Below are 3,227 nucleotides of genomic sequence, written 5' to 3' on the forward strand. Positions count from 1 at the left end.
TCCTGACGATTGCCTACTTCGACCGGTTGGGAGTGCCGAGACTCTCGTGAACCCTCAACGTCTCGAACCGCCCGGTGCGGACCCGCATGCCGGGTGGTGTGGGAGGGGTGGAGCCTCATGGCTCCCCCCTATCCCGATTGCCTGAATTCCCCACAGGCCGGGTACGGAGCTTATGCAAGTACCGGCCCTGTGATATTCTCACCCGCCTGATCAAAACTGAGCGGAAGTTATGTCTTTGCCAAAACGCGTTGTCCTCGTTGGCCCCATGGGAGCAGGGAAAAGCACGATTGGCCGGATGCTCGCCAAAGAGCTCGGCTATCGTTTCTTCGATTCTGATCGCATCATTGAAGAGCGGTGCGGGGCCAACATCCCGTGGATTTTTGATGTTGAAGGGGAGGACGGCTTCCGTCTGCGGGAAACAGCAATGCTGGATGAGTTGTCCCGTGAAGATAACACCGTGCTGGCCACAGGGGGCGGGGCAGTGATGCGGCAGGAGAATCATCCGATACTCAAGAGAGGCGCCACGGTTATCTATCTGAAAACGTCGATAGAGCAACAGGTAGAGCGAACGCGCAAAGACCGAAATCGGCCCTTGTTGCAGAACGATGATCCGGAGGCGGTCTTGCGGAAACTTTTCTCAATCCGCGATCCCCTGTATTCAAGCCTGGCCGACATCATCATGTACACAGACAGAAAAAGCCCGAGGCTTGTCGTTCGTCAGCTGGTTAACCGCCTGAACCCGAAAACCCCACGTCATAAAAGGCAGATACGTAAGGAAGGTCGCAACCATGTCTAATCGGTATCGGGAGCTCTCGGTAGAGCTCGGTGAACGCAGCTACCCCATATTTATCGGTGAGGGGCTTCTCGGCACTCAGGATCTGTCAGCTTTTGTTTCCGGGGCGCAGGTCATGATCGTTACCAATGAGACTGTGGCACCACTCTATCTTGAGCGGGCGAAAGCCAGCTTTCCGGGGAAGCGGGTTGATACCGTCGTACTTCCGGATGGCGAGAGGTTCAAGGATTGGCAGACTCTTAACAGCATCTTTGACGGTCTCCTTGAACATCGCCACACCCGAAAAACCACTCTGGTTGCCCTCGGTGGAGGTGTGGTCGGGGATATGGCTGGTTTTGCAGCAGCCTGTTATCAACGTGGTGTGCCGTTCATCCAGATTCCAACGACGCTGCTTTCCCAGGTCGACTCTTCTGTAGGTGGGAAAACCGGCATCAATCACCCGCTTGGCAAGAACATGATTGGGGCTTTCCATCAGCCGCAAGCGGTGTTGATAGACACGGCAAGTCTACAGACTTTGCCCGCCAGAGAGGTGTCAGCGGGGCTGGCGGAAGTTATCAAATATGGGCTGATCCGGGATCAGGGCTTTCTTGGCTGGCTTGAAGAGCACATGGATGCATTGGTCAGTCTTGATCCGGAGGCGCTGGCAGAAGCCATCTTCAGGTCCTGCGCTTGCAAGGCCGAAATTGTTGCACTCGACGAGCGCGAAGGTGGCCTCAGGGCGATTCTGAATCTTGGTCACACCTTCGGCCACGCGATCGAAACCTATGCCGGTTACGGCAACTGGCTGCACGGGGAAGCAGTAGGCACCGGTATGCTGATGGCTGCCGAATTATCCGCGCTTGAAGGGATGATCAGCCGTGACGATTGTGATCGTATAAACCGACTGATCCTCCGGGCCGGTTTACCGGATAAGCCCCCGGTTGCAATGACGGCCGATGACTTTATGGGTCTGATGGCTGTCGACAAGAAGAACGTGGATGGCCTTTTGAGGCTGGTCCTGCTTCGTTCGGTTGGAGACGCCGTGGTCACATCCGAAGCGAGTCCTGAAAACCTTGCTCTCACCTTTGCACGTTTTTGCAGCTCGACATGATGACGGCCCGAAGGCATCAATGATTTGGTAGCGGACCAGAAGACAAGGAAGACCCGTGACTGAAGAAAGCTTGAACAGTCTTGATGGCGGAGGCCTGTTCCCCAGGTTGCAGCAGCGCTACAGCCTCCGTGCCAACCCGCTGGAAATGGAGACGCCGTTCTTTCCGGATGCCATGCGTCATCACGCTCTGGAAGCGTTGCGCCATCTATGCGGCTTCGGTGATATGGCTCTGTTATTGACCGGAGCTGCTGGCTCGGGCAAAACCCGAATACTGGCGGAGCTGGTCCGCAGCGAATCATCCAGACTCGACTTTCACCGTATACCGGCGGCAGCGCTGACCAGCGCCCAGGCCCTTGCCCGGGACCTGAAAGCGGTTTCCCGCTCAAATCTCGGCCCGGAAGACAGCCCCCGAGACCTGGTTTATGGCTTTTTCAAGTGGTCTGAATCGCGGGTCCGAAAGGGCCAGCGTATGGTCCTTTTGATTGACGATGCCGACCGGGCGCCGACGGAGTTGCTAAGGCTTATCCTGTCCGCCTATCTGGCTTCAGAGCGTGGCTCTTCTGCCGTTCCGGTGTTTGCCGGAACGGATAGCCTGGTCCAGTCGATGGGCCTGGATGATGCGAGCACAAGTGTCCACCAGATACATCTGCGGCCTCTCACCAGGGATGAAATCGTTGCCTATCTGGAACCACGGGTTCACGCTGCCGGCGGCAAGGCAGGGGAACTTCTGAGTCCGGCCCGGGTCTCCAAAATTCACGCCCTGAGCCAGGGTAGCTTTGCGCGACTCAAGCGTGTGACTCCGGGCGTTTGGCTGGACATGGTGGCCTCGCGGAGTGTCGATCGCCCTAAGCACGTTCCGTGGAAGCGGTTCCTTTTGCCCGGGCTGGCCCTTGTGCTCCTTGCGGGCTCCTGGTGGTTTGTGTCGCGCCAGTATGATGAATCCGTGGCCGGCGAGACTGTAAAAGCACCGGAGCCGGTGAGAAAGAGTATAACCATTGGGCCTGAAACAGAGAATTCAGTGCCATCCCCGGAAGAGCCGTCGCAGGACCAGCCTGCCGTGGAGCCTGAAACGGTATTGACAGAGCCGGTAACCGAGCCGGAAGCTGATCAGCCAGAGCCAGAGCCAGAGCCAGAGCCAGAGCCAGAGCCAGAGCCAGAGCCAGAGCCAGAGCCAGAGCCAGAGCCAGAGCCAGAGCCAGAGCCAGAGGCAGAGCCAGAGCCAGAGCCAGAGCCAGAGCCAGAGCCAGAGCCAGAGCCAGAGCCAGAGGCCGCGCCGAGCTTCACTCCAGCAAACCCGGCGTATTTTTCGGCGATTGATCAGGTTCGGGCGCGTGGAGGCTGGAC

The 3,227-nt window shown here is 57.9% G+C and carries 3 protein-coding genes; all 3 read left to right on the forward strand.

The features are described 5' to 3' along the window. Positions 1-229: 229 nt before the first annotated feature. Positions 230-796 carry a shikimate kinase AroK gene (gene aroK / locus AC13DD_RS00005; RefSeq protein ID WP_482930643.1) on the forward strand — a complete coding sequence of 189 codons (567 nt, stop codon included), beginning with the start codon at positions 230-232 and terminating at the stop codon, positions 794-796. Continuing rightward, positions 789-1,883: a 3-dehydroquinate synthase gene (gene aroB / locus AC13DD_RS00010; protein ID WP_482930644.1), complete on the forward strand. Its 1,095-nt coding sequence runs from the start codon at positions 789-791 to the stop codon at positions 1,881-1,883. Before aroK ends, aroB begins: the two co-directional genes overlap by 8 nt. Positions 1,884-1,938: 55 nt before the next feature. Next, positions 1,939-3,227, forward strand: a 1,289-nt coding sequence (locus tag AC13DD_RS00015) for an AAA family ATPase (protein WP_482930645.1), incomplete at its 3' end; no start/stop codon positions are given.

The organism is Marinobacter sp. L-13 (assembly GCF_056857715.1).

Excerpts from the sequence above, each read along its gene's own strand:
- aroB (WP_482930644.1), top strand. The coding sequence starts at position 789 with ATGTCTAATCGGTATCGGGAGCTCTCGGTAGAGCTCGGTGAACGCAGC.
- aroK (WP_482930643.1), top strand. The coding sequence starts at position 230 with ATGTCTTTGCCAAAACGCGTTGTCCTCGTTGGCCCCATGGGAGCAGGG.